At 57.5% G+C, this 23,969-nt stretch carries 15 protein-coding genes and 4 pseudogenes; 13 read left to right on the forward strand and 6 right to left on the reverse strand.

Annotated features, from left to right (window positions below):
* Nucleotide 1 precedes the first annotated feature (1 nt).
* The gene (locus Q9451_RS07855) at nt 2-2,971 is read left to right on the forward strand and encodes a Tn3 family transposase (RefSeq protein WP_026383935.1); all 2,970 of its coding nucleotides are present in this window, start codon (nt 2-4) and stop codon (nt 2,969-2,971) included.
* A 12-nt stretch (nt 2,972-2,983) separates the two neighbouring features.
* Here the strand turns inward: Q9451_RS07855 and Q9451_RS07860 are convergent.
* The 5 genes and pseudogenes from Q9451_RS07860 to Q9451_RS07880 form a co-directional block, all read right to left on the reverse strand.
* Nucleotides 2,984-3,097: pseudogene (locus Q9451_RS07860) on the reverse strand (IS6 family transposase); the annotation flags it as partial.
* A 506-nt stretch (nt 3,098-3,603) separates the two neighbouring features.
* Complete coding sequence (locus Q9451_RS07865) at nt 3,604-4,104, reverse strand: GNAT family N-acetyltransferase (protein WP_026383934.1); 501 nt, start codon at nt 4,102-4,104, stop codon at nt 3,604-3,606.
* A gap of 127 nt (nt 4,105-4,231) precedes the next feature.
* Nucleotides 4,232-5,071, reverse strand: a complete 840-nt coding sequence (sul1, locus tag Q9451_RS07870; RefSeq protein ID WP_000259031.1) for a sulfonamide-resistant dihydropteroate synthase Sul1 — start codon at nt 5,069-5,071, stop codon at nt 4,232-4,234.
* On the reverse strand, nt 5,065-5,412 hold the full coding sequence (locus Q9451_RS07875) for a quaternary ammonium compound efflux SMR transporter QacE delta 1 (protein WP_000679427.1): 348 nt from the start codon (nt 5,410-5,412) through the stop codon (nt 5,065-5,067). Before Q9451_RS07875 ends, sul1 begins: the two co-directional genes overlap by 7 nt.
* A 216-nt stretch (nt 5,413-5,628) precedes the next feature.
* Nucleotides 5,629-6,495, reverse strand: a complete 867-nt coding sequence (locus tag Q9451_RS07880) for a PSE family carbenicillin-hydrolyzing class A beta-lactamase CARB-2 (protein ID WP_001931474.1) — start codon at nt 6,493-6,495, stop codon at nt 5,629-5,631.
* A 183-nt stretch (nt 6,496-6,678) separates the two neighbouring features.
* On the opposite strand from Q9451_RS07880, the gene Q9451_RS07885 reads away from it, so the two are divergent.
* The gene (locus tag Q9451_RS07885; protein WP_076611546.1) at nt 6,679-7,722 is read left to right on the forward strand and encodes an IS110-like element ISPpu25 family transposase; all 1,044 of its coding nucleotides are present in this window, start codon (nt 6,679-6,681) and stop codon (nt 7,720-7,722) included.
* 268 nt (nt 7,723-7,990) lie between these two features.
* On the opposite strand, the gene aadB is transcribed toward Q9451_RS07885, so the two are convergent.
* Nucleotides 7,991-8,524, reverse strand: a complete 534-nt coding sequence (gene aadB, locus Q9451_RS07890; protein WP_000381802.1) for an aminoglycoside nucleotidyltransferase ANT(2'')-Ia — start codon at nt 8,522-8,524, stop codon at nt 7,991-7,993.
* 145 nt (nt 8,525-8,669) lie between these two features.
* On the opposite strand from aadB, the pseudogene intI1 (Q9451_RS07895) reads away from it, so the two are divergent.
* The 11 genes and pseudogenes from intI1 (Q9451_RS07895) to Q9451_RS07945 form a co-directional block, all read left to right on the forward strand.
* Nucleotides 8,670-8,969, forward strand: a pseudogene (gene intI1, locus Q9451_RS07895) (class 1 integron integrase IntI1); the annotation flags it as partial.
* A 3-nt stretch (nt 8,970-8,972) separates the two neighbouring features.
* Nucleotides 8,973-9,323: pseudogene (locus tag Q9451_RS07900) on the forward strand (TCP-1/cpn60 chaperonin family protein); the annotation flags it as partial.
* Between the two features lie 274 nt (nt 9,324-9,597).
* The gene (locus Q9451_RS07905) at nt 9,598-11,082 is read left to right on the forward strand and encodes an IS91 family transposase (RefSeq protein WP_022742855.1); all 1,485 of its coding nucleotides are present in this window, start codon (nt 9,598-9,600) and stop codon (nt 11,080-11,082) included.
* Nucleotides 11,083-11,327: 245 nt separating this feature from the next.
* Nucleotides 11,328-11,933: pseudogene (gene intI1, locus Q9451_RS07910) on the forward strand (class 1 integron integrase IntI1); the annotation flags it as partial.
* Between the two features lie 258 nt (nt 11,934-12,191).
* Nucleotides 12,192-14,387, forward strand: a complete 2,196-nt coding sequence (locus Q9451_RS07915; protein ID WP_223717143.1) for an FtsK/SpoIIIE domain-containing protein — start codon at nt 12,192-12,194, stop codon at nt 14,385-14,387.
* Nucleotides 14,384-16,147, forward strand: coding sequence for a DUF1887 family CARF protein (locus tag Q9451_RS07920; RefSeq protein ID WP_033936268.1), 1,764 nt, complete (start codon nt 14,384-14,386; stop codon nt 16,145-16,147). Before Q9451_RS07915 ends, Q9451_RS07920 begins: the two co-directional genes overlap by 4 nt.
* Entirely contained in the window at nt 16,144-16,632 is a 489-nt protein-coding gene (locus Q9451_RS07925) for a hypothetical protein (RefSeq protein WP_026383932.1), read from the forward strand. The genes Q9451_RS07920 and Q9451_RS07925 overlap by 4 nt, the downstream gene beginning before the upstream one ends.
* Nucleotides 16,629-17,345 carry a PP2C family serine/threonine-protein phosphatase gene (locus Q9451_RS07930; RefSeq protein ID WP_023124773.1) on the forward strand — a complete coding sequence of 239 codons (717 nt, stop codon included), beginning with the start codon at nt 16,629-16,631 and terminating at the stop codon, nt 17,343-17,345. Before Q9451_RS07925 ends, Q9451_RS07930 begins: the two co-directional genes overlap by 4 nt.
* Entirely contained in the window at nt 17,338-18,681 is a 1,344-nt protein-coding gene (locus Q9451_RS07935; RefSeq protein ID WP_026383931.1) for a serine/threonine protein kinase, read from the forward strand. Before Q9451_RS07930 ends, Q9451_RS07935 begins: the two co-directional genes overlap by 8 nt.
* Nucleotides 18,678-22,034 carry an ATP-binding protein gene (locus Q9451_RS07940; RefSeq protein ID WP_026383930.1) on the forward strand — a complete coding sequence of 1,119 codons (3,357 nt, stop codon included), beginning with the start codon at nt 18,678-18,680 and terminating at the stop codon, nt 22,032-22,034. Before Q9451_RS07935 ends, Q9451_RS07940 begins: the two co-directional genes overlap by 4 nt.
* Complete coding sequence (locus tag Q9451_RS07945) at nt 22,028-23,968, forward strand: hypothetical protein (protein WP_199870679.1); 1,941 nt, start codon at nt 22,028-22,030, stop codon at nt 23,966-23,968. The genes Q9451_RS07940 and Q9451_RS07945 overlap by 7 nt, the downstream gene beginning before the upstream one ends.
* Nucleotide 23,969: the final 1 nt, after the last annotated feature.

Genomic DNA, 23,969 nt, shown 5'->3' on the forward strand with positions numbered 1-23,969 from the left:
TATGCCTCGTCGTTCCATACTGTCCGCCGCCGAGCGGGAAAGCCTGTTGGCGTTGCCGGACACCAAGGACGACCTAATTCGACATTACACGTTCAGCGATACCGATCTCTCCATCATCCGCCAGCGGCGCGGGCCTGCGAATCGCTTGGGCTTTGCCGTGCAGCTCTGCTACCTGCGCTTTCCCGGAATCTTCCTTGGTGTCGATCAGGCGCCGTCTTTGCCCCTACTGAAACTGGTCGCCGACCAGCTCAAGGTCGGCGTCGAAAGCTGGGACGACTACGGGCAGCGGGAGCAGACCCGGCGCGAGCACCTGGTCGAGCTGCAAACGGTGTTTGGCTTCCAGCCGTTCACCATGAGCCACTACCGGCAGGCCGTGCACACGCTGACCGACCTGGCCATGCAAACCGACAAAGGCATCGTGCTGGCTAGCACCTTGGTTGAGCATCTGCGGCGACAGTCGATCATCCTGCCCGCGCTCAACGCCATCGAGCGCGCTAGCGCCGAGGCCATCACTCGCGCCAACCGGCGCATCTATGACGCCTTGGCCGAACCACTGTCGGACACGCATCGCCGCCGCCTCGACGATCTGCTCAGGCGCCGGGACAACGGCAAGACGACCTGGCTGGCCTGGCTGCGCCAGTCGCCGGTTAAACCGAACTCGCGGCACATGCTGGAACACATCGAACGCCTCAAGGCGTGGCAGGCGCTCGATCTGCCTTCCGGTATCGAGCGGTCGGTGCACCAGAACCGCCTGCTCAAGATCGCCCGTGAGGGTGGCCAGATGACGCCCGCCGACTTAGCCAAGTTCGAGCCGCAACGGCGCTACGCCACCCTCGTGGCGCTGGCCATCGAGGGCATGGCCACGGTCACCGACGAAATCATCGACTTGCACGACCGCATCCTGGGCAAGCTGTTCAACGCCGCCAAAAACAAGCATCAGCAGCAGTTTCAGGCATCCGGCAAGGCGATCAACGCCAAGGTGCGGCTGTTCGGGCGCATCGGCCAGGCGCTGATCGAGGCCAAGCAAGCTGGCCGCGATCCGTTCGCCGCCATCGAGGCCGTCATGTCCTGGGATGCCTTCGCCGAAAGCGTCACCGAGGCGCAGAAGCTCGCTCAGCCCGATGACTTCGATTTCCTGCACCGCATCGGCGAAAGTTACGCCACCTTGCGCCGCTACGCGCCGGAATTCCTTGCCGTGCTCAAGCTGCGGGCCGCACCCGCCGCCAAGAACGTGCTCGATGCCATCGAGGTACTGCGTGGCATGAACACCGACAACGCCCGCAAAGTGCCTGCCGATGCCCCGACCGACTTCATCAAGCCGCGCTGGCAGAAGCTGGTGATGACTGACGCGGGTATCGACCGGCGCTACTACGAGCTGTGCGCGCTGTCCGAGCTGAAGAACTCGCTGCGCTCGGGCGACATCTGGGTGCAGGGATCGCGCCAGTTCAAGGACTTCGAGGACTACCTGGTGCCGCCCGCGAAGTTCGCCAGCCTCAAGCAGTCCAGCGCATTGCCGCTGGCCGTGGCCACCGACTGCGACCAGTACCTGCACGACCGCCTGACGCTGCTTGAAGCGCAGCTTGCCACGGTCAACCGCATGGCAGCGGCCAACGACCTGCCGAATGCGATCATCACCGAGTCGGGCCTGAAGATCACGCCGCTGGATGCGGCGGTACCCGACACCGCGCAGGCGCTGATCGACCAGACAGCCATGATCCTGCCACACGTCAAGATCACCGAACTGCTGCTCGAAGTCGATGAGTGGACGGGCTTCACCCGCCACTTCACGCACCTGAAATCGGGCGATCTGGCCAAGGACAAAAATCTGCTGTTGACCACCATCCTGGCCGACGCGATCAACCTGGGCCTGACCAAGATGGCCGAGTCCTGCCCCGGCACGACCTACGCCAAGCTCGCCTGGCTACAAGCCTGGCATACCCGCGACGAAACCTATTCGACAGCGCTGGCCGAGTTGGTGAACGCCCAATTCCGGCATCCCTTCGCCGAACACTGGGGCGACGGCACCACGTCATCGTCGGACGGCCAGAACTTCCGAACCGGGAGCAAGGCCGAGAGTACCGGTCACATCAACCCGAAATATGGCAGCAGCCCTGGGCGAACCTTCTACACCCATATATCCGACCAGTACGCGCCGTTCCACACCAAGGTGGTCAATGTCGGCGTGCGCGACTCGACCTATGTACTTGACGGCCTGCTGTACCACGAGTCCGACCTGCGCATCGAGGAACACTACACCGACACGGCAGGCTTCACCGATCACGTCTTTGCCCTGATGCATCTCCTGGGCTTCCGCTTTGCGCCGCGCATCCGTGACCTGGGCGACACCAAGCTGTTCATCCCCAAGGGGGATACCGCCTATGACGCGCTCAAACCGATGATTAGCAGCGACAGGCTGAACATCAAGGCTATTCGTGCCCACTGGGATGAAATTCTGCGGCTGGCGACCTCGATCAAGCAGGGCACGGTGACAGCCTCGCTGATGCTTCGGAAACTCGGCAGCTATCCGCGCCAGAACGGCTTAGCCATCGCCCTGCGCGAGCTGGGGCGCATCGAACGCACGCTGTTCATCCTGGACTGGTTGCAAAGCGTGGAGCTGCGCCGCCGCGTCCACGCTGGACTGAACAAGGGCGAAGCGCGCAACGCGCTGGCCCGCGCCGTATTCTTCAACCGTCTGGGCGAAATCCGCGACCGCAGCTTCGAGCAGCAGCGCTACCGGGCCAGCGGCCTCAACCTGGTGACGGCGGCCGTCGTGTTGTGGAACACGGTCTATCTGGAGCGCGCAGCACATGCGTTGCGTGGCAACGGGCATGCTGTCGATGACGCGCTATTGCAATACCTGTCGCCGCTCGGCTGGGAACACATCAACCTGACCGGCGATTACCTCTGGCGCAGCAGCGCCAAGATCGGCGCGGGCAAGTTCAGGCCGCTACGACCGTTGCAACCGGCTTAGCGTGCTTTATTTTCCGTTTTCTGAGGCGACCCCAAGGTCGCGATAGCTGATCGGATAGCGACAATACCAGCGCACCGCCCACAGGATCACATCACCCTGGAAATGGCGCCACTTGAAATCCGTCATCGTTCCGTCCGTCCAATCTCCGCCAAGCATGCTCAAGCTTCACGATTTTTGCAACAGAGCCCACACGAGTATTGAGCATAGTCGAGATTGGTGCAGATCACTTCTGATATTGAACTGTCAGGAGCTGGCTGCACAACAGCCATTACGCCCAATCAACTGGTGCAGTCGTCTTCTGAAAATGACATTTGGTATCTCTCATAAACGGATGTTTTTGAGAGAACTATCTTCGGCCTTCACACGCACGAAAGGCGGCGAAGCTCCGCCGTTAATCCGTCCGCCGGAGATCTCGCCCAGGCAGGCTGAAGGCCGAGCAAGCCTGACAGGCCCGAAAAGCCCGGCACGGGCGTCGGCGGCGATGACGGCGGCGGCATTATCCAGGGTTGATGATGGAAGTGGAGGATATCGACAACCTCTCGCGCAACCAAGACATCGCGGTCGGACTGCAAGTGATCTTGAAGCCACGGGCCCGTCCCACCCCGACATGGACCTCGATGCCCGAACGGACGTTAGATTTCGAGTTCTAGGCGTTCTGCGATGAAGGTTGGATCCCAGCCGGGATTGAAAGTGTCGACGTGGGTGAATCCGAGCCGCTCGTATAGGCCACGCAGGTTCGGGTGGCAGTCGAGCCGCAGCTTGGCGCACCCCTGCGTTCGCGCGGCATGGCGGCAAGCCTCGATCAGCGCGGAGCTGACACCCCGGCCCGCATGTGTCCGTCGCACCGCGAGCTTGTGCAGATATGCGGCCTCCCCCTTGAGGGCGTCGGGCCAGAACTCGGGATCCTCGGCCGACAAGGTGCAACAGCCGACGATGCCGTCGCTGCAACTCGCGACTAGGAGCTCGGATCTCAGGACGAAGGTCTCCGCGAATGTCCGGTCGATCCGCGCGACGTCCCAGGCGGGCGTTCCCTTGGCGGACATCCACGCCGCAGCGTCGTGCATCAGCCGCACAACCTCGTCGATATCACCCGAGCAGGCGATCCGAACGTTCGGAGGCTCCTCGCTGTCCATTCGCTCCCCTGGCGCGGTATGAACCACCGCCTCATAGTGCAGTTTGATCCTGACGAGCCCAGCATGTCTGCGCCCACCTTCGCGGAACCTGACCAGGGTCCGCTAGCGGGCGGCCGGAAGGTGAATGCTAGGCATGATCTAACCCTCGGTCTCTGGCGTCGCGACTGCGAAATTTCGCGAGGGTTTCCGAGAAGGTGATTGCGCTTCGCAGATCTCCAGGCGCGTGGGTGCGGACGTAGTCAGCGCCATTGCCGATCGCGTGAAGTTCCGCCGCAAGGCTCGCTGGACCCAGATCCTTTACAGGAAGGCCAACGGTGGCGCCCAAGAAGGATTTCCGCGACACCGAGACCAATAGCGGAAGCCCCAACGCCGACTTCAGCTTTTGAAGGTTCGACAGCACGTGCAGCGATGTTTCCGGTGCGGGGCTCAAGAAAAATCCCATCCCCGGATCGAGGATGAGCCGGTCGGCAGCGACCCCGCTCCGTCGCAAGGCGGAAACCCGCGCCTCGAAGAACCGCACAATCTCGTCGAGCGCGTCTTCGGGTCGAAGGTGACCGGTGCGGGTGGCGATGCCATCCCGCTGCGCTGAGTGCATAACCACCAGCCTGCAGTCCGCCTCAGCAATATCGGGATAGAGCGCAGGGTCAGGAAATCCTTGGATATCGTTCAGGTAGCCCACGCCGCGCTTGAGCGCATAGCGCTGGGTTTCCGGTTGGAAGCTGTCGATTGAAACACGGTGCATCTGATCGGACAGGGCGTCTAAGAGCGGCGCAATACGTCTGATCTCATCGGCCGGCGATACAGGCCTCGCGTCCGGATGGCTGGCGGCCGGTCCGACATCCACGACGTCTGATCCGACTCGCAGCATTTCGATCGCCGCGGTGACAGCGCCGGCGGGGTCTAGCCGCCGGCTCTCATCGAAGAAGGAGTCCTCGGTGAGATTCAGAATGCCGAACACCGTCACCATGGCGTCGGCCTCCGCAGCGACTTCCACGATGGGGATCGGGCGAGCAAAAAGGCAGCAATTATGAGCCCCATACCTACAAAGCCCCACGCATCAAGCTTTTGCCCATGAAGCAACCAGGCAATGGCTGTAATTATGACGACGCCGAGTCCCGACCAGACTGCATAAGCAACACCGACAGGGATGGATTTCAGAACCAGAGAAAGAAAATAAAATGCGATGCCATAACCGATTATGACAACGGCGGAAGGGGCAAGCTTAGTAAAGCCCTCGCTAGATTTTAATGCGGATGTTGCGATTACTTCGCCAACTATTGCGATAACAAGAAAAAGCCAGCCTTTCATGATATATCTCCCAATTTGTGTAGGGCTTATTATGCACGCTTAAAAATAATAAAAGCAGACTTGACCTGATAGTTTGGCTGTGAGCAATTATGTGCTTAGTGCATCTAACGCCGCCATAAGTTGCGGCTTTGGAGTTGATTGTTTTGTGGTAGCGTAGCGTTAAACCACAAAACAAGCGACGGAAAAGCCGTCAACTTGATGGCCTTGTTAGCCTTATCAGCGCGACTGTGATGTATAAACGTCAAAAATTGAATGACCAATTTTAACAATCGCATCATTTCGCTCTGCCATTGAAGCCTGTGTTTGAGCTAGATAGATGCTCACAATAATTGGGGCTTGATGCTCACTCCACACAACTGCTGTAATACTCCGAGCACCAAATCCGCCAGCACCTGAGCGATCCGCAATGTTCCATCCCGCCGGCAATACTGAACGTAGTAAATTACCAGTGACTTGATTGTTCACCATCCAAGACTCTAATTTTTTCTGGTTCATTTCAGATAGCGCGGAACCAAATAAAAATTTATTCAAAGTACTGGCTATTGCCTTAGGAGTTGTCGTATCCCTCAAATCACCGAGCTTACCTTCATTTAAATCAGGCTCAATACGGTCTAGACGAGTCTCTTTGTCCCCAATTTGTCTTAAAAAATCAGTAACGCCTTTGGGGCCACCTACAGCACTTAGGATGATATTTGCCGCAGTATTATCACTTGTAGTCATAGTTGCGAAGCACGCATCATCGAGTGTGATTGCCTGCCCTACTTGCTTTTCTATTACAGGGGAATAGGTCACAAGATCTGCTTTCTTAATCTCGACTGTACTATTGGGATTAACTTTTCCTTGCTCAGCATCATATAGTAATTTAGCGCAAGCTATTGTTTTAAAAGTACTTGTTAACGGGAAGCGCTGATTGCCATTGTAATCCCAATATTCTCCATTTTGAGTATCAAGAACGGAAACACCTATACGAGCAGAAAGAGAAACTTCAATTGCCTTAACGTCTTGTTCAACTTGCTGAAACTTTGAACTACTTGCAAAAACCACGGATGGTATTAAAAGCGAAAATGCCAATAAAAACTTCATGTAAGTAACCCCATAATTTTGATTGTCACACATTTTATATAAAAGCATGAGGCTCCATAATATGGCTAACACCTGAGTTAAGCCGCGCCGCGAAGCGGCGTCGGCTTGGATGCTGTAATGGACTCTCCCCGCGCCACGGTTCTATACCTAGAACTGCGGTGGCTTATCATTGGGAGAGACGTTATGAAGCGAATTGCGGTTGATCTGGCCAAGTCCGTTTACCAAGTTGCCGAGAGTGTCCGTTCCGGCCAGGTGGTGCAGCGCAAGCGGCTGAACCGAGAGGCGTTTAGGCGATATATACAGGAGCAAGCCGAGCCGGTCGAGTGGGTGATGGAAGCCTGTGGCACGGCTCACTACTGGGGGCGTGTCGCGCAAGCGCTGGGCCACCGGGTAAAACTGATCCATCCTCGCTATGTACGGCCCTATCGTCGTCGCAACAAAACCGACCGTAACGACTGCGATGCCATGCTAGAAGCCTCGCGTTGCAACGATATTCATCCAGTCCCGGTGAAAACCCAGGAGCAACAGCTGTTACAGCAACTTCACGGTATGCGCGAAACCTGGAAGAAGAGCCGTACCCAGCGCATCAACCTGCTGCGCGGTATTTTGCGCGAGGCGGGTATCGAAGCCCCAACCGCCACTGCCGCGTTTATCCGTGCCGCCCATGAATTAGTTGATCGCCCAGAGATCGCGCCCTTGAGTCATCAACTGCATATCGTCCTGGCGGAAATCAACCTGCACGAACAGTGCATGGTCGAGTGCGAACAGCAACTCAAGCGCTGGCATGCCGACGATGAAGTGGTACGTAAACTCGATGAGGTCAGCGGTATTGGTCTGCTGACCGCCAGCGCCCTGAAAACCGCAGTAGGCAAGCCCGAGCGTTTTACTAATGGCCGCCAACTCAGCGCTTGGTTGGGCATGACACCGCGTGAATTCAGCAGCGGCGACCGACGTAAACTGGGCCACATCAGCCGACAGGGCAACGTCTATGTGCGCACCTTATTGATCCACGGTTCGCGAGCGGCCTTGCTGGCGGCACAGCGATGTCAGGCCCGCACGCCGGAGAAACTGACCCAGTTACAACGCTGGGCCGTCGAGACAGCGGCACGTATCGGCCACAACAAAGCAGCTGTGGCGCTGGCCAATAAATTGGTAAGGATTTGCTGGGCTGTGTGGTGCAACGAGCGGCGTTTCAGTGGTGACTGGCAAAGCGTAAAGCCCGCCTGACGGCGGAGCAATCAGCAAGATGTGATGATTTTCTTGTGGTTGTGGTGAGCAGCAACACTGTCGAAACAGGCGAGTCCTGCAACGGAATAAGGCCGATAACAATCATGATCTTCGTGATCGATTGAACGCTTGGCCCCCGCTGCGCGAACTACAGAGTGGCCAGGGCAGTAAAGCCCAAAATAGGCCGGATATACGAATGCAACCGCGCTGACGACAGGGTTAGGAAAGCTTTGCTCACTACTTGTGGGGAGAGTCCATATACGAATTGTTAGGCCGCATATCGCGACCTGAAAGCGGCACGCAAGACCTCAACCTTTTCCGCCCCGAGTGAGGTGCATGCGAGCCTGTAGGACTCTATGTGCTTTGTAGGCCAGTCCACTGGTGGTACTTCATCGGCATAGTAAAAGTAATCCCAGATGATCGCCTCCCAGCTGTTACAACGGACTGGCCGCCCGGCGATGACGCCCTCAGCCGCCTCTGGGCACGAGCCCTGCGGAGCCTCCGCGATTTCATACGCTTCGTCTGCCCACCAAGCAGGTTCGCAGTCAAGTAACTCATCCCCGATCTCCGCTAAGAATCCATAGTCCAACTCCTCCATGACGCGCCCGCCGAGCATTTCAACTATTGCCTCGAGCTCGCCGCGCCTCTCGCCGGGAAACGTCAGATCAATATCATCGTGCTTGCGTGTTACACGCCCTAGCCGTGCATCGATCGCCCAGCCCCCACCGATCCAGAGCGGCAGATTTCGCTCATCTGCCGCAGCTAGAATTTTGTGTATCAATGTGACCTGCGTTGTGTCCATGCGGCCTAACTTTGTTTTAGGGCGACTGCCCTGCTGCGTAACATCGTTGCTGCTCCATAACATCAAACATCGACCCACGGCGTAACGCGCTTGCTGCTTGGATGCCCGAGGCATAGACTGTACAAAAAAACAGTCATAACAAGCCATGAAAACCGCCACTGCGCCGTTACCACCGCTGCGTTCGGTCAAGGTTCTGGACCAGTTGCGTGAGCGCATACGCTACTTGCATTACAGCTTACCAACCGAACAGGCTTATGTCCACTGGGTTCGTGCCTTCATCCGTTTCCACGGTGTGCGTCACCCGGCAACCTTGGGCAGCAGCGAAGTCGAGGCATTTCTGTCCTGGCTGGCGAACGAGCGCAAGGTTTCGGTCTCCACGCATCGTCAGGCATTGGCGGCCTTGCTGTTCTTCTACGGCAAGGTGCTGTGCACGGATCTGCCCTGGCAGGGCATCAACGAAGACCAGAACCTGGGCATCGCCATCACCCGCCGTGCGCTGGAAGCCCCGCTGCGCGCCATCGTGGCCAACGCCGGTGAAGAACCGAGCGTGATCGTGGCCAACGTCAAGGCCGGCGAAGGCAGCTACGGCTACAACGCCGCCACCGGCGAGTTCGGCGACATGATCGCCATGGGCATCCTGGACCCGACCAAGGTGACCCGCTCGGCCCTGCAGCACGCCGCTTCCGTCGCCGGCCTTGCGATCACGACCGAAGTGGTCGTGGCCGAAGTGCCGAAGAAGGAAGAGCCGGCCATGCCGGGTGCTGGCGGTATGGGCGGCATGGGCGGCATGGATTTCTGATCCGGTTGGCCCGGTCGTCAGGGAACCGGACCGCGCCAGCGCGGTCCGATCCCGGCAACGACCCGACATCAAGGCCCCAAGGACGGGGCCGGAGCCCGGCAGCGATGCCGGGCTTTTTGTTGTGCCCGCGCCGCGGCAATGTCTGACGCGAAGATCAGAACGCACCGATACGAACGTGCGAACACAGGCGCAACACTGAGCAGCCGTCCCCGCACCGGAGCGCTGCGTGCCGCGCCTCGCCACATCCCGGCGGCAAGCCGCGGGATGCGCGCCACTGCCGTCCGCCCACACCGGTTCGCGGTACGCGCGCCACGCGCCCGAGCGCACGCTGCTGTACGCGTTGGTAGAGGCGCACTACCCGGACTTCATTGCACGGATCGAAGCGGAGGGCCGCTCGCTGCCCGGGTATGTCCGCGAGGCGTTCGATGCCTACCTGCGTTGCGGCGTACTCGAGCACGGCTTCCTGCGGGTGGTGTGCGAGCACTGCCGTGCAGAGAGGCTGGTGGCCTTCTCCTGCAAGAAGCGCGGGTTCTGCCCGAGTTGCGGCGCGCGACGCATGGCCGAGAGTGCGCGGCACCTGGTCGAGGAGGTGTTCGGCCCGCGGCCTGTGCGGCAATGGGTGCTGAGCTTTCCGTACCCCTTGCGTTTCCTGTTCGCCAGCAAGCCAGAAGCCATTGGCCCGGTGCTGGGCATCGTGCAGCGCGTGATCGCCGGCTGGTTGGCCGATCAAGCCGGCATCGACCGCGCCAGCGCCCAGTGCGGCGCGGTGACGCTGATCCAGCGTTTCGGCAGCGCGCTGAACCTGAACATCCACTTCCACATGCTGTGGCTCGACGGCGTGTACGTGGAAGCCACCGAGCTGCCGCGGCGCGAACTGCGCCTGCACCGCGCCCGTGCGCCCACCACCGCGCAGTTGACCCAGCTGGCAGCTACCATCGCGCACCGGGTGTGTCGGCACCTGACGCGCAAAGGCTGGCTCGAAGGGGAGGGCGAATCGGCCTTCCTGGCAGACAGCGCTGCAGGCGACGACAGCATGGATGGGCTGCGGATGAGTTCGATCACCTACCGCATCGCCACCGGCCGCGACGCTGGCTGCAAGGTCGTCACGCTGCAAACGCTGCCCGGTGACGCCGGTTCGCTGGAGGGCGAAGCCGGCAAGGTCGGCGGCTTCTCACTGCATGCCGGCGTGGCGGCCGAAGCACACGAAAGCCACAAGCTGGAAAAGCTGTGCCGCTACATCACGCGCCCGGCGATCAGCGAGAAGCGGCTGTCGATAGCGCTCCAGGGCAGGGTGCGTTACCAGCTCAAGACCCCGTGGCGCAATGGCACCACGCATGTGGAATGGGATCCGGTGGATTTCATCGCCAAGCTGGCGGCGCTGGTCCCGCCACCTCGCGCGCATCTCACCCGCTTCCACGGCGTATTCGCCCCGAATGCAAACCTGCGTGCGCAGCTGACGCCCTCGGGGCGCGGCAAGCGGCCTGCGGGCGATGCGGCGCCAGTGGACGTCAGCGCCCACGACGCGCCGCGCAGCCCCGAGGAGAAGCGCCGTGCGATGAGCTGGGCGCAACGGCTCAAGCGGGTCTTTTCCATCGACGTCACCGCCTGCGTCCACTGCGGTGGCACCGTGCGGATCGTCGCCAGCATCGAGGAACCCACCGCCATCCGCGCCATCCTCGCCCACTTCGAGAAGCACGGCGCGCGGGAAGAAGCGCACTACAGGCCCGCAGCGCGCGCGCCGCCAGTGCAAGCCGCGTGACGATCTGCCGGCTGCACAGCCGACGGCGAAACCGGAATCCGAGCCGATGCGGCCACGATCCGCAGGGCGGCGCTCGGCCCGCTGTCGGGAATCAGCGAAGCATGGCTGCTGACAACGCCGCTGCGTGGCCCCGCGATGCCGAAATCCCACTCACAGACGTCCGATCCGTGCCCAAAACGGGGCTTGCGCGACCGCCGCCTACCCAGCAGACTGCCCGAAAAGGGCGTTTGAACTTCCTATACGCCGCCCAGCTTCTGTATGGAACGGGCATGCGGATCAGTGAGGGTTTGCAACTGCGGGTCAAGGATCTGGATTTCGATCACGGCACGATCATCGTGCGGGAGGGCAAGGGCTCCAAGGATCGGGCCTTGATGTTACCCGAGAGCTTGGCACCCAGCCTGCGCGAGCAGCTGTCGCGTGCACGGGCATGGTGGCTGAAGGACCAGGCCGAGGGCCGCAGCGGCGTTGCGCTTCCCGACGCCCTTGAGCGGAAGTATCCGCGCGCCGGGCATTCCTGGCCGTGGTTCTGGGTTTTTGCGCAGCACACGCATTCGACCGATCCACGGAGCGGTGTCGTGCGTCGCCATCACATGTATGACCAGACCTTTCAGCGCGCCTTCAAACGTGCCGTAGAACAAGCAGGCATCACGAAGCCCGCCACACCGCACACCCTCCGCCACTCGTTCGCGACGGCCTTGCTCCGCAGCGGTTACGACATTCGAACCGTGCAGGATCTGCTCGGCCATTCCGACGTCTCTACGACGATGATTTACACGCATGTGCTGAAAGTTGGCGGTGCCGGAGTGCGCTCACCGCTTGATGCGCTGCCGCCCCTCACTAGTGAGAGGTAGGGCAGCGCAAGTCAATCCTGGCGGATTCACTACCCCTGCGCGAAGGCCATCGGTGCCGCATCGAACGGCCGGTTGCGGAAAGTCCTCCCTGCGTCCGCTGATGGCCGGCAGCAGCCCGTCGTTGCCTGATGGATCCAACCCCTCCGCTGCTATAGTGCAGTCGGCTTCTGACGTTCAGTGCAGCCGTCTTCTGAAAACGACATCGTGCATTGTCTCTTGTTACGGTTGCTGCAGGCTTTGCCAGTAGGTCAAATAGAGTTGACACTGATTGACCCCCTGCAGCAGGGGCAATCGGTCGAGCCATTCCTGCCATTGCTGAAGGTTGAGCAATTGGTGCCGCAAGGTCATGTTCTTACTCGTTCGGACGAAATCGAAGCCGCGCTCGGCAAGCTGACGGACGAAATCGAGGAGTTGATCCAGCAGCGGTTCAATGACAAGGCATCCAACTGGTCACAATACAACGCAGTTCAACCCGATGCCCCGTTGCCTTACAAGGTAGTACTGCTCTTTGATGTGCCAGAGCAAATATCGGAAAAATCTCTTTGGTTCCTTGGACGCATTTGCGAAAACGGTCCACGCTGCGGTGTGCTGCCCATCATTGCAATTGATGAGCAGCGCATGGAAGACCGGCGATATGAAAAGCTCAACGCCACGCTGAAAAACTCAACCACGCAACTGAATGATCTGTTGCAACGCGCTGGGGCTGGCGAGCTGTCATTCACATACCAGCCGGAGCAATGGCCGCGACAGGATGTGCTGGATGGCTTTCTCGCAAAGCTCGTTGAAGATTGTGCTGCCAAGACGCGCTTCAAGAAAACGATGCCTGATCTCTGGACGAGCTTCGGCAAGGGGGAGACGACTCTTGGTGGCTTTGATATTCCCATTGGCTGGACGACCGCAGGCGACTTCGCGACCCTGAGACTGGGCGCGACGGACTCCGAGCATCATGTACTGCTTGCGGGGAAGACAGGCTCGGGAAAATCCAATCTGCTCCATGTTTTGATTCACACGTTATGCGAGAAATATCCGACCGAGGAGCTTGATCTTTATCTACTGGATTACAAGGAATCGACTGAGTTCAATATTTACGCAACGCCCCCAGTCCCACAGGCCCGCCTTGTCGCTACGGAAAGTGACCCTGAATATGGCGTCACTGTATTAAGGCATCTTGTGGATGAACTGGAAACGCGTGCACGCATATTCAAGTCAAAAAATGTCAACGATTTCAGCGAATACCGTAAATCAAGCGGGGTACGGTTGCCCCGCGTTCTGCTAGTCATAGATGAGTTCCAAATTCTGTTCTCAGAAAGTCGCCAGGTGGCAGAAGCTGCTGAGCAGCTGCTGTCGAAGCTCTTGAAACAGGGGCGCTCGTTCGGTATTCACATCCTCCTGGCTACTCAGACTTTGAAAGGCATCAACGCGCAGTCAATCGGAAGCATCATCACCCAGTTGGGATGCCGTATCGCACTGGCTTGTGGGCAGGAAGACTCCGCAATGATCCTCGGGGGCGGGAACTGGGCAGCCGCAGAGCTGCGCAGCCCACCTGAAGGCATCATCAACAATGCTAACGGTGCCAAATCCGGCAATGTGAAGTTCATGATTCCATTCGCCGGAGAAAGCGAGCATCGCCGTGATTTGTTGACGAATTTGATAGTGCGTACATCTTTTTCTGGGGAGGCTGCAAAAACCAAAATCTTCAGCGGAGCATTCCTTCCGCAGATGCCGTCTCCCTTTGAATATCAGACAGCTTGTGCGCATGAAGAAGCTCTTCTTTTGGGCGAAAATCTCGCATTCGATTCAAAACCGTTGACGGTATCACTTACTCGTCGATCCGCGTTCAATGTTCTATTCAGCGGCTACAACGACCACATTCACGATGGACTCCTGTCCGCTACGCTTTTTAGTCTGACTTTCGTCGATGGCTTTGATGAAATCGTGTACTTCAACGCGCGCGGGGTCCCCCCAGGAGGAGGATTCTCAGCCGCAGCGCAGATGCTCGGTGCACGCCTCAAGATATTCGACGATATATCCGAGCTACCACTTCAAGCGATATCAGACGATATTGGGAATCGCCGCGTAGCATTGATTATCGATGGCCTGGATTCCGAGAAAGCACTACAGCCAGCCCCAGCGTTTAGATCGCTCAAGCCTGGCGAACCACCTACCCCGGCTGACTTGTTAAAGCGTCTCGCCGAGGACGGCCCAAGAAAGGGGACGTTTGTATTTATTTTTGTTGACCGTTGGCAGCGCTGTGCCAGTGCCAGCAAAGACCTTTTCTCCTTTTTCGAATTGCGCGTGGCGTACTGCATGAACGAAGACGATGCCGGATCGCTTGTGAGTGGCGGTGTTGGTAAGTTCAAAGGTATTGAAAAACCGAGCCGAGCTGTATTCGTAAACAAAATGACGAATGACATCACATGGTTCCGGCCATATGTTCAGGAAAGCACTCAATGAAGAGGTTTCTGCTCACGTGGTATGGAATCACCGATTTTCGCGCGTCTCTGGGGTTTGAGAATACCGACGGCCCTATTGCGAGCGCCCTTGCGGGTGCGTCCTACTCGGACATCATTATCCTGGGTTACACCCGGACGGATAATGATGCCTGCGAATTGATCGAGGCGCAGAAGACGTTCACGCTTGAATTGGCGTCAATACGAAGCATGGGGCAAGAGAAAGACTGGAAGCTTACTAATCAGTTTGTCTCCAGGTTCGCTAATACCTCTGTCGCACATGAACATTTTGAAGCCTGGCTGAAAAAGAAAGCCGCCGCCCTGGGCTGCAACGCAAGGATCCGTTTAAATAGCGAGAAACTTTACCAGCTCAACGACACCGAAGGTATTTACGCTAGCGCAATGCGGGCGCTGGATGGGGTTGAACAGGAGCCAGGTGAAAAGCTCGTCACGCTCTATCTCAGCCCAGGAACTCCGGTGATGGCCTTTGTCTGGGCGCTCGCGGCGCTGAGCTACCCTGAACTCAAAAAAAGACTCATAGCATCGTCCATCATTGGCAAAGCACCCGAAGTCATAGCGTTGCCTGCCGAGTGGCTTGAGCGACACAGCTCAAAACAGGCTGCGATCCGAGGCATCTCCAACGGGTTCGATGTGACATTCCATCTTTTTGGTGAGCAACGGATGCCTGCCTTGTTGAGCATCCGGCAATTTGAGTCGGCGCATCACATTTTTGTCAACTCAAAAGACTTCCCTGCTGCATGTATGCGAACCTTTATTGGCTCTCGGGACCTGCATGAACTTACCGTTGACCCCTGGGATGATAGCGCTGTTCACGAACAAATCACCGAGCTGGCAAAGCAATTTCCAGAAAAAACACGAATTGGAATCAATTTAACTGGCGGCACAAAATTGATGTTTGCTGGCGCGCTCTCTGCTGCACGTGAACTGGGCGCTGTTCCGTTTTATTTTGACAGCAAGAATCGTCGCGTCACATTCATTGACAGTGTTCGGCGCGAAAAAATCAGGCAGATTGATTCAATCGAGACATTTTTGCACCTGAATAGCGATGGTTTGGAGATTGCAGGCAGTTCCTTCATGAAGGATATATCGCCAAATCGCCAACTTCTGACCGAGACCCTTTGGCTGCATCGTGACAAGGTGCGTAGATTTTATAGAGAACTGACCGACTATAACAATGCATTCAGGCCATTCGAGATTTGTCGTGACGGCTTCAATTTCAAGCTGGATGACATGGAGGCAGTATCCGTCCAGGGCTACGGATTAGATCTGAGATTTGAGAAATGGCCTGATTTCGCCAAATACCTATCTGGCGGCTGGTTCGAGGAGTTTATTTATTTGCAGTGCAAACCCTACGAGGATGCTGGAGTCATTCAAGACTTGCGCATCAATGTCAAGCTGAACTTGAATTTAGAAGAGTCAAAAGGCTATTCGAGCTTCGGTGTTGAATACAACGAGCTGGACATCACATTCACCGACGGTTATTCGCTTTATATCGTGGAATGCAAGGCGGGCAATGTAACGCAAGAGCAGATTATGAAGCTGCAGAACCTTGTGCGCTTCTACGGAGGAATTGAAGGTCGCGGTATCGTTGCCTGCTGTGTTCTCCCAAATACTGAGTCGGTCAAGAAAAAAATAAAAGATGCCAGGCTGATGCTTTGGAGTGGTGCATCACTTTCTGAGCAGATAACGGCAATGATGAACAGCATCACTGAGCGGGCTGAAGCGAGTGAGGCAACGCCATGATGCTCCATTTGGTTTGCGACATCTCCGGCAGCATGAGTGAAGGAGGCAAGCCCTTCATCCTGCGAACCTTGGCCACGACCGTGGCGCAATGGGTGCGGCATGGGTATGGACAGGCGGAAATCCGCCTTTGTGCTTGGAGCAGCGAGGCACGCAGCATCCCGAACTGGAGCGTCACGGACGATCTCCCGGTGGAAATGCTGGTTTGCCATGGAAGCACCAATGGCGAGGCGCTGGTTCAACTGTTGGGTAGCGAGCCGGATGGAAAGGTTCTGATTCTCACGGATGGATTCTGGACAAGAGACGACGTGAAGACTCTGAGCCGCTGGCAGGAAGGCCTACCGCCGGATACGCTGCGCGTCATCCAAATCGGCGCGGATGCCAACCCGCATCTTTCCAAGGGGCTCAAAGGCGCAAAGGTGTTTGCCGCAGAAGAAGTGCTCGCCGTACTCGATAACTGGCTGCAGGCGGATGAGGAATGGGCATGACGCTTTGGAAAAGTTTTGGGGCAAGCGTTCGCGGCCCGAGCCATATCGCCGAAGGTTTGCCAAATCAGGATGCATGGGCGAAGTTTCACCATGTTTGGGGTGATGGCATCGTCGTGTCCGACGGGGTTGGCTCCAAGCCCTTCTCCAGCTTCGGCAGCCATGCTGCCTGTCTCGCCGTCGAGTTCGCAGCCCGGGCTTGTTGCACCAGTGGTGAAATCGAACACAACGCGCTGTTTAGCAACATCCAAGCTAACTGGCTGAGGCTTGTTGCTCCGCTGGAACCTCGCGATTGCGCGGCCACCTGTCTTTTCGCACTACGCCTGGATGGCGTAATCCACCTAGGGATGCTTGGCGACGGACTTGCCGCTATTGCCAAGTCCGATGGATCAGTCGTTTCGCTGTCGGAAAACAAGACACAAGGCTTCTCCAATATCACCATTGCGCTGTCCTCCAAGGTCTCCGCCAAAGACTGGCAGTATTTGTCGCTGCCGGGGGAGCAGTGCATCGCAGTATTGCTCTGCACTGATGGGGTGGCTGACGATTTGGATAACGCTGACGGGTTTGTGAGCAGTTTCGCCGAAACGCATCGAACCCTCGCGCCGGTAAGTGCCAACCGGCGCATCCACGAGATGCTCGAAAACTGGCCCACGCCCAAGCACAGCGACGATAAAACCCTCGCCTGCCTGTGCAGTGAGGAGGTTGCAGATGAGTAACGCCGAACACCAGGCTCTGAAGCCACTTGTGGATGAATACGACAATGTTCATCAGATGGCCGATGAGCTTGCGCGCGGTGGACAAGGCGTGGTCTATCGCACCAAGGATGCGGATTTGGCCGTCAAGCAGCCGCTGGACGCAGCCGGCCAGCCGGACAAAAACGCCAATCTGCGCGAGCGCTTCCAGCACGTCCGCCTGTTGCCCATACCACGGCGCATCCCCGTTTCCCTGCCACTCGCCAACCTGCGCGACGAGCCGGGCTATGTGATGCGTCTGTTGAGCGGCATGAAGCCCTTCGCCAGTTTCGATTTGGACGGCAGAAGCAAAAAGAAGCTGGAAGATCAAAGCCAAGCCTTGCCCCAATGGCTGACGAAGATTCCTGACAAGGACCTGGCGCTGCGACTGCTGCATTACGCACAAACTGGCTCCACCCGCCGCCGTTCGCTCGCGCTTGCCAAGTGCGCTGCCATCCTCGCCCGCCTGCACAGCGCGGGACTGGTCTATGGCGACATTTCCACCAACAACGCTTTCATTGGCGAAGACGACACCACCGATGTCTGGCTCATAGATGCCGACAATATGCGCCTGGAGTTACCCAGCGGCGGCGTGTCCGTCTATACGCCGGGCTACGGTGCACCGGAGGTAGTGCAGGGCCGTGACCAATCCCGCCCGCGAACCGACTGCTGGGCTTTCGCTGTGATGACATTCAAGCTACTGGCGCTTTGCCACCCTTTCATTGGCAAGAAAGTACTGGAGCCCGAAGATGAAGAAGACGGCTGGGATGCCGACCCTGCGCCCAATGGCACTGCCACCGATCTGAACGAACAGGCATTCGCTGGTTTCTTGCCTTTCGTGGATGACGAAAATGACGATTCCAACGAAGGAGTTGGAGGCCTGCCCCGTGTATTAGTCGCAACAGAAGGATTACGCCGCCTGTTTCAGGAAACTTTCGGTGCAGGACGTGAACTGCCGCACCGCCGCCCGACAATGGCGTTCTGGATATTGGAGCTTGCGAGGGCGGCGGACCAGTCGCTGGATTGCCTCGAATGTGGCATGAGCCATTTCGCCGATGAATACGCGCAATGCCCGTATTGTGGCGCGGCGCGCCCGGCTTTCATTCGCGTCAAAACGCCACGTTGGGAAATCCTGATTCCTGGTGGTGCCACGGAGTTCAGATTTCCGCAGCGGCTTTTTCACCCGTTTTCATTCGAGTATTTCGATAACACAGCATACGAAGCCATGCTGAACTTCGCGGCCAAAACCGCAGTCCCCGTGCGGGGCACGCTGCCTTTCCCGGACAACCTCACCTTTGAGTTCGTGGAGGCCTGCAAATGAAGTTTCAGGACATTCCTGTCAACATCATAACTGTCCGCATCAAGCGGTCTGACAATGTCGAAGCCCTGCAAGAGCAGCCAGTATTCTCGGTAGAGGCCAGCCTATCCCGCGCAGATGAATTTGAAATCCGCCTGAGAGACGCGGTTGTTTTCGTTCGCCCCGTCGCGGCTGTTGACATCCGCCGCCTCAACGCTGAACTTGCCAGTGGGCGTTCCCTGCTTGCACAACTTGAAAACCCTGCCGCCGATGGCAGCATCGAGTTGAAGATCGGTTTTTTCACCGGCGTCTGCATGGAAATGGGCGATGTTGAAATCGGTGTGGATGAGTATGTGCAAGAAAAGATGCGGACGAAGGGCGAGGCACTTTACAAGAGGCTGGGCGAACTTTGCTGCTTCCAACAGGGAAACGACGCATTTTTCTTCCTGACTGCTGGCCCGGCGATTGATGAAGAACTGAAACCTGTCGGCGAGGACACGCCACGCGATGCAGCTGCGGAGCCGACCCGAATAAACGCTTTCTGTGTTACTGGCGAAGGTATCCGCTTCATTGCCACCGAAAAAGCAATGCCAGGCGGCCAAACCATCTACATCGCCACACGCATAACCAGGACCAAAAAAGAACCCGACCGCGCCCTGCGCCTCGCCAAAGGCCGGCTGCGTTTTGCCGATTGGACACAAGCAGGGCAAGTGCAAACTCTTGCCAAAGCGCAAATGCGCGCTCTTACCCAAGACGACAACAGCTACCTGAAAAAGTGGGATGAATTTGGTGACATGGAGGGCGAATTGCTGCTCAAGCAAGCGCGCGAAGTGGGGGCTTTACAATTCACAGAGATGGCTCAGGAGCGGGATGGAACCGTCACGGTTCGCATTTCACAGGCACTTGACTCTGCATTGAAAGCGCTGAGGAACGGTGCCGTACCTGAAGTCGAGTTGGTGGATGAACTGCCGGACTATTTGAAATATGAACGCTTGAGCTTCAAGGATTTTGCAAGTGGAATTGAGCAAGCGGAGAAGATCAAGCAGGGCGACGGAAATCGCGAGCAACGTGAAGGAAAGACCTACCTTGATGTCGTCGGGTTTGACCAGGAAACCCGTGTGCTTACGCTCAAAATCGAGGCTCTGCCCAAGGAATCCGGCACGCTCATCCTGTCGCTGGCCGGTGAAACCACCCAGATCAAACGGCGTATGGCGGCCCGTCAAGCCATTCTGGAAGGCCGTTCCGCCAATCCACAGCTTGGGCTATTGATTGAGGAACAGGGGCAAATCACACAAGTCCGCCCGCCGCAAAAAGTCCAGTCACTCACCGCATTCGTTCGCAACAAGGTCTTTCGCAATCCGCCAACCGTCATGCAGGAAAGGGCTATTGAGGTTGCGCTGAATACGCCAGATCTCGCGCTTATTCAGGGGCCGCCGGGAACGGGAAAAACCACCGTCATCGCCGCCATTCTGGAGCGGCTGAACGAGATGGCCGACAAGCGCGGCGCGAACATCAAAGGCCAAGTGCTGCTGACCGGCTTTCAGCACGATGCGGTGGAAAACATGATCGAGCGGCTCTCGCTCAACAGCCTGCCCGTGCCGAAATTCGGCAAACGGTCTGGCGCGACGGAAGACGATCTCAGCACCTTCGAGCGCAATCTTGAAGCCTGGTGCAGCTCGCTTGCCACCGAACTGCGCGAGCGCAATCCCCAGATTGCGGAAGCCGAGCAGGAGCGGGAAATAAAAAACCTGTGCCTGCAATATGTCCAAGCCCCGTCACGCGCGCTCGCCGCCAACCTTGCTGGGAAAATCACAGCGCTCGGCAGTGTAATTCTTGGCGAAGACGGCGCTCGGCGGTCGGCGAATTTGGCGAAAAAGCTCGCGCACGAGGAAAACCTCAACGATGGCTCCACCCAATGGCTTGATGCAGCGCGCCGTCTGCGTGTTCGCCATGAAAGCTTTTCTGACGACGGGCCAGAAAGGGCGATGGACGCACTGGATGACCTGCGTGATGTGCTTGAAGAAGACGAACGCAAACTGCTGGACAAAGCCAGTCTGTGGCGCAATGAAGATGGCCCAGCGCCATTTTTGGACAACCTGGTCGCGTTGAAAAAGAGGCTCTTCGCCCGGTTCACCGCTCCACCGATTTTTCGCGTGGAAAAGCAGAACGACGCAGTGCTTGCATTGGCAGAATTCGCCATACAACGCATCAAAAACGCCGAGTATTCGGCTAAGGATAAAAAATCTGCTGCGCTGGCCGAGTTTCTGGCCGAACTGGAAGGCAACCCCTATGGCATGGTAGATGCCCTGTCCGAATACAGTTTTGCCTTTGCCGCCACCAGCCAACAGAGCGTCAATCGTGATATGCAAAAGCGCAAAGGGCTTGTCGGGCGCGACGTCAATGAAAACCAGAAAGGCATGGAATACGAATATGTCATCGTGGATGAAGCCGCTCGCGTTTCACCCCGCGACCTGATGGTTCCGATGGCGCAAGGCAAGCGCATCATTCTGGTGGGCGACCATCGGCAGTTGCCGCATATCATTGATGAGGAGGTAGCACGCCAAATGGAGGCTGGCGAGGCAGCATCGGCCGACGAACCGGCACAGAATGAAACTGACTGGCTCAAGAAATCCATGTTCCAGTATCTGTTCGCCACCCGCTTGAAAACGCTGGAAGACGGCGACGGTATCTCCCGCCGTGTCACGCTCGACAAGCAGTATCGGATGCACCCACTGCTCGGCAGCTTTATCAGCCGCAATTTTTATGAACGCTTCGATCCGACGGAACAATTCGGCTCTGGACGGCCTGAAAGCGATTTCGCCCACAACCTGCCCGGCATAAACGGTAAACCTGCTGTGTGGCTGGACGTGCCAGCGGCGAAAGGCAGACACCAGCGCAGCGGAACCAGTTGGACGCGCCCGGCAGAGGCCACCGTTATTGCCCGCCAATTGCAGGCGTGGATGAGTTCAGATGCAGGCAAAGACCTCTCGTTCGGCGTGATTTCGTTCTACAAGGCGCAGGCCGAACTCATCAAGAGACAACTCGGCAGCATCGCGGACGACGAGAGAAAACTCCGCGTCGGCACGGTGGACTCATTCCAGGGCATGGAGTTCGATGTCGTCTTCCTCTCAATGGTGCGAACCCTGCCGCATAACTGGAAATCCAAGAGCGATGACCGTGAAAAGCAGGCCACAGGGTTGTTCGGACACCTTTGCCTTTACAACCGCCTGAATGTCTCGATGAGTCGTCAGAAGAAGCTACTGGTGGTCGTTGGCGATACGGGTTTGCTGCAAAGTGAACTCGCGGCGGACTTTGTGCCGGGACTGGTGGATTTCCTTCGACTATGCCGCGAGCAAGGAGTGGTGCTGCCATGCTGAAGCTCCTTGATTACGGTAAACCTGCCCCCTTCGGAGGGATCATCGGCAGGCCTCGCCACCTCGCGTGGCCGGTGAACGTATACCGCGTGACCTTGCCCAGAGTTCTTGACGATGGCGATGGCTTGAACGCATTTGAACGCGTCATCCTGAAACTGCTTGAAACTGTCGGCTTGATGAACGCCGATGCGCTGGCGGATGAAACCCGCATTCCAGTCGATTTGGTCAAGAGCGTTCTGCTCCGTTTGCAAGACAAGGACTTGATTGACGACCACCATGCCATCATTGAGCGGGAGCGCGAAGAAGAATGTGCCCCGGCATTCGTTACCGCGCTTTTGTTCCGCGAACTCGCCACTGGAAAAATTCTGCCCTTCCTGCATTGGCTGGACGACACAAACCCCATGCGGAAAAAGGAAAACGAGGACAAAGACTTCCGGATAATCCGCTGGGATGGTGTCCAAAGAAAAGCGATACCCGCGCCGCGTGATGTAATCAGAACTTTGCGCGCAATGAAAAAGCGCTCGTCTGCGTTCGGCAAGGACACCAAGATGCCCGTAGTCCAGCAGATCACGATAGTCGCCGAGCCCGACCTGCTTCACCTTGACTGCCCTATCGCCATCCAGAAAAGCGATGGCGAATTCCGCATCGCCGACCCATTCGGCAACGGTTTTTCCTTGATTCTCGAAAAATCGTTCGAACAGTTGCTTGAGCAGGAGGAAAGCCTGACCACGTGGCTGCATGGTTGGAAGCAGTCATTGAGCACTCCTCGTCCAGAAAAGCAGGATGCCACGGTCAAAGAGCCGTTCGACAACGACGCCAACTGGCAAAGTTACCCGAAGCTCGTCGCTAATTTGCGCCCCTTGCGGAATAGCCCGTTCCGCTCCATCGCCCAAATCCATGCCGCCATCGAATGGGCACTGTTTTATGCCAGTTGCCGCCGGCCGGTTGATTCCGTCATTAAAAGGCTGAAATTCACTGCGCAAGACCAGCACGCCGCCCTGCTTGAGCAGGCCGCGAAAACCGTCGGTCTTGAGCCGCCGCCGAACGGCTTCAGACCGATTCGGGAAGGTAAGCTGCGGGAATTTGAGGACGGTGGTGCGTTCCAAGAGACGGTTCTCGCGATCGCTCTGCTTCAAGCGCAAGACGATGCGTTGCATCCCTTGCGCCGTGTTGTGGTCGCGTATTCAGACCTCATTAACCGCCTTCTTGCCATCAACGCCAAACGTAACGAGAAGGGCCACGGCAAGGGCGGCGCGGACGCCCCGCAGCAGGCACTAACTGACGATTCGTTCATGCGCGAAGTCGTTCATGCGCTTGTGCCAGACATCATGTTTACCGACACGCCTCCTACCGCGCCAAACAAGGACGAGCAGGGTGATGCACTGCTGGATGCCCGTACCAGCATTCAAGAGGAGTTCGGCCACCAGCTGTTCAACCGCCTGGGCGCAAACCTGCAAGACCGGCTGGTTCACGCGGAGCGTTTTTTCCAGTCGTGTCATGACGGGGATGACTCTTTGGCCTATGTTCGCGATCTTTATGCCGCAATCCAGTCATCATTTGCGAGAGCTTTGGCAGGCAGGCTGCCGCCTGATACCTGTGAAGGGCAGATCAAAGACATGGCTGAAAGTAAAGCTGCTGAGGCTGGTTTCTGCGAGGGCTTACCTGAGAGCCTGCGCACCGTCAAAACGTCGGCTGTGCGTCAGACACTGCAAGGCGGCAGCCAAACACTCGGAGCTTGCGTTCTTGCATGGTTGCTGGTGAGCGATGCTGATGAACTTGCCGCAATTCATGACACGCAGCCGTCCTTGATCGGCGATATGGCAAACCTTATCGCTCGGCGTGGGCATGGCAACGAGCCGCTGCCATTGCCCAAAGAGAACATCGCACAGCTTCGCAAAGCTGCTTTCACAACTATCAGAACACTTATGGAATCTTGAA

The sequence above is a fragment of the Pseudomonas sp. NY8896 genome (assembly GCF_039634505.1).

Excerpts from the sequence above, each read along its gene's own strand:
- sul1 (WP_000259031.1), bottom strand. The coding sequence starts at position 5,071 with ATGGTGACGGTGTTCGGCATTCTGAATCTCACCGAGGACTCCTTCTTC.
- Q9451_RS07885 (WP_076611546.1), top strand. The coding sequence starts at position 6,679 with ATGAAGCGAATTGCGGTTGATCTGGCCAAGTCCGTTTACCAAGTTGCC.
- Q9451_RS07935 (WP_026383931.1), top strand. The coding sequence starts at position 17,338 with ATGAGTAACGCCGAACACCAGGCTCTGAAGCCACTTGTGGATGAATAC.
- Q9451_RS07945 (WP_199870679.1), top strand. The coding sequence starts at position 22,028 with ATGCTGAAGCTCCTTGATTACGGTAAACCTGCCCCCTTCGGAGGGATC.
- aadB (WP_000381802.1), bottom strand. The coding sequence starts at position 8,524 with ATGGACACAACGCAGGTCACATTGATACACAAAATTCTAGCTGCGGCA.
- Q9451_RS07855 (WP_026383935.1), top strand. The coding sequence starts at position 2 with ATGCCTCGTCGTTCCATACTGTCCGCCGCCGAGCGGGAAAGCCTGTTG.
- Q9451_RS07920 (WP_033936268.1), top strand. The coding sequence starts at position 14,384 with ATGAAGAGGTTTCTGCTCACGTGGTATGGAATCACCGATTTTCGCGCG.
- Q9451_RS07930 (WP_023124773.1), top strand. The coding sequence starts at position 16,629 with ATGACGCTTTGGAAAAGTTTTGGGGCAAGCGTTCGCGGCCCGAGCCAT.
- Q9451_RS07940 (WP_026383930.1), top strand. The coding sequence starts at position 18,678 with ATGAAGTTTCAGGACATTCCTGTCAACATCATAACTGTCCGCATCAAG.
- Q9451_RS07865 (WP_026383934.1), bottom strand. The coding sequence starts at position 4,104 with ATGGACAGCGAGGAGCCTCCGAACGTTCGGATCGCCTGCTCGGGTGAT.
- Q9451_RS07880 (WP_001931474.1), bottom strand. The coding sequence starts at position 6,495 with ATGAAGTTTTTATTGGCATTTTCGCTTTTAATACCATCCGTGGTTTTT.
- Q9451_RS07875 (WP_000679427.1), bottom strand. The coding sequence starts at position 5,412 with ATGAAAGGCTGGCTTTTTCTTGTTATCGCAATAGTTGGCGAAGTAATC.
- Q9451_RS07925 (WP_026383932.1), top strand. The coding sequence starts at position 16,144 with ATGATGCTCCATTTGGTTTGCGACATCTCCGGCAGCATGAGTGAAGGA.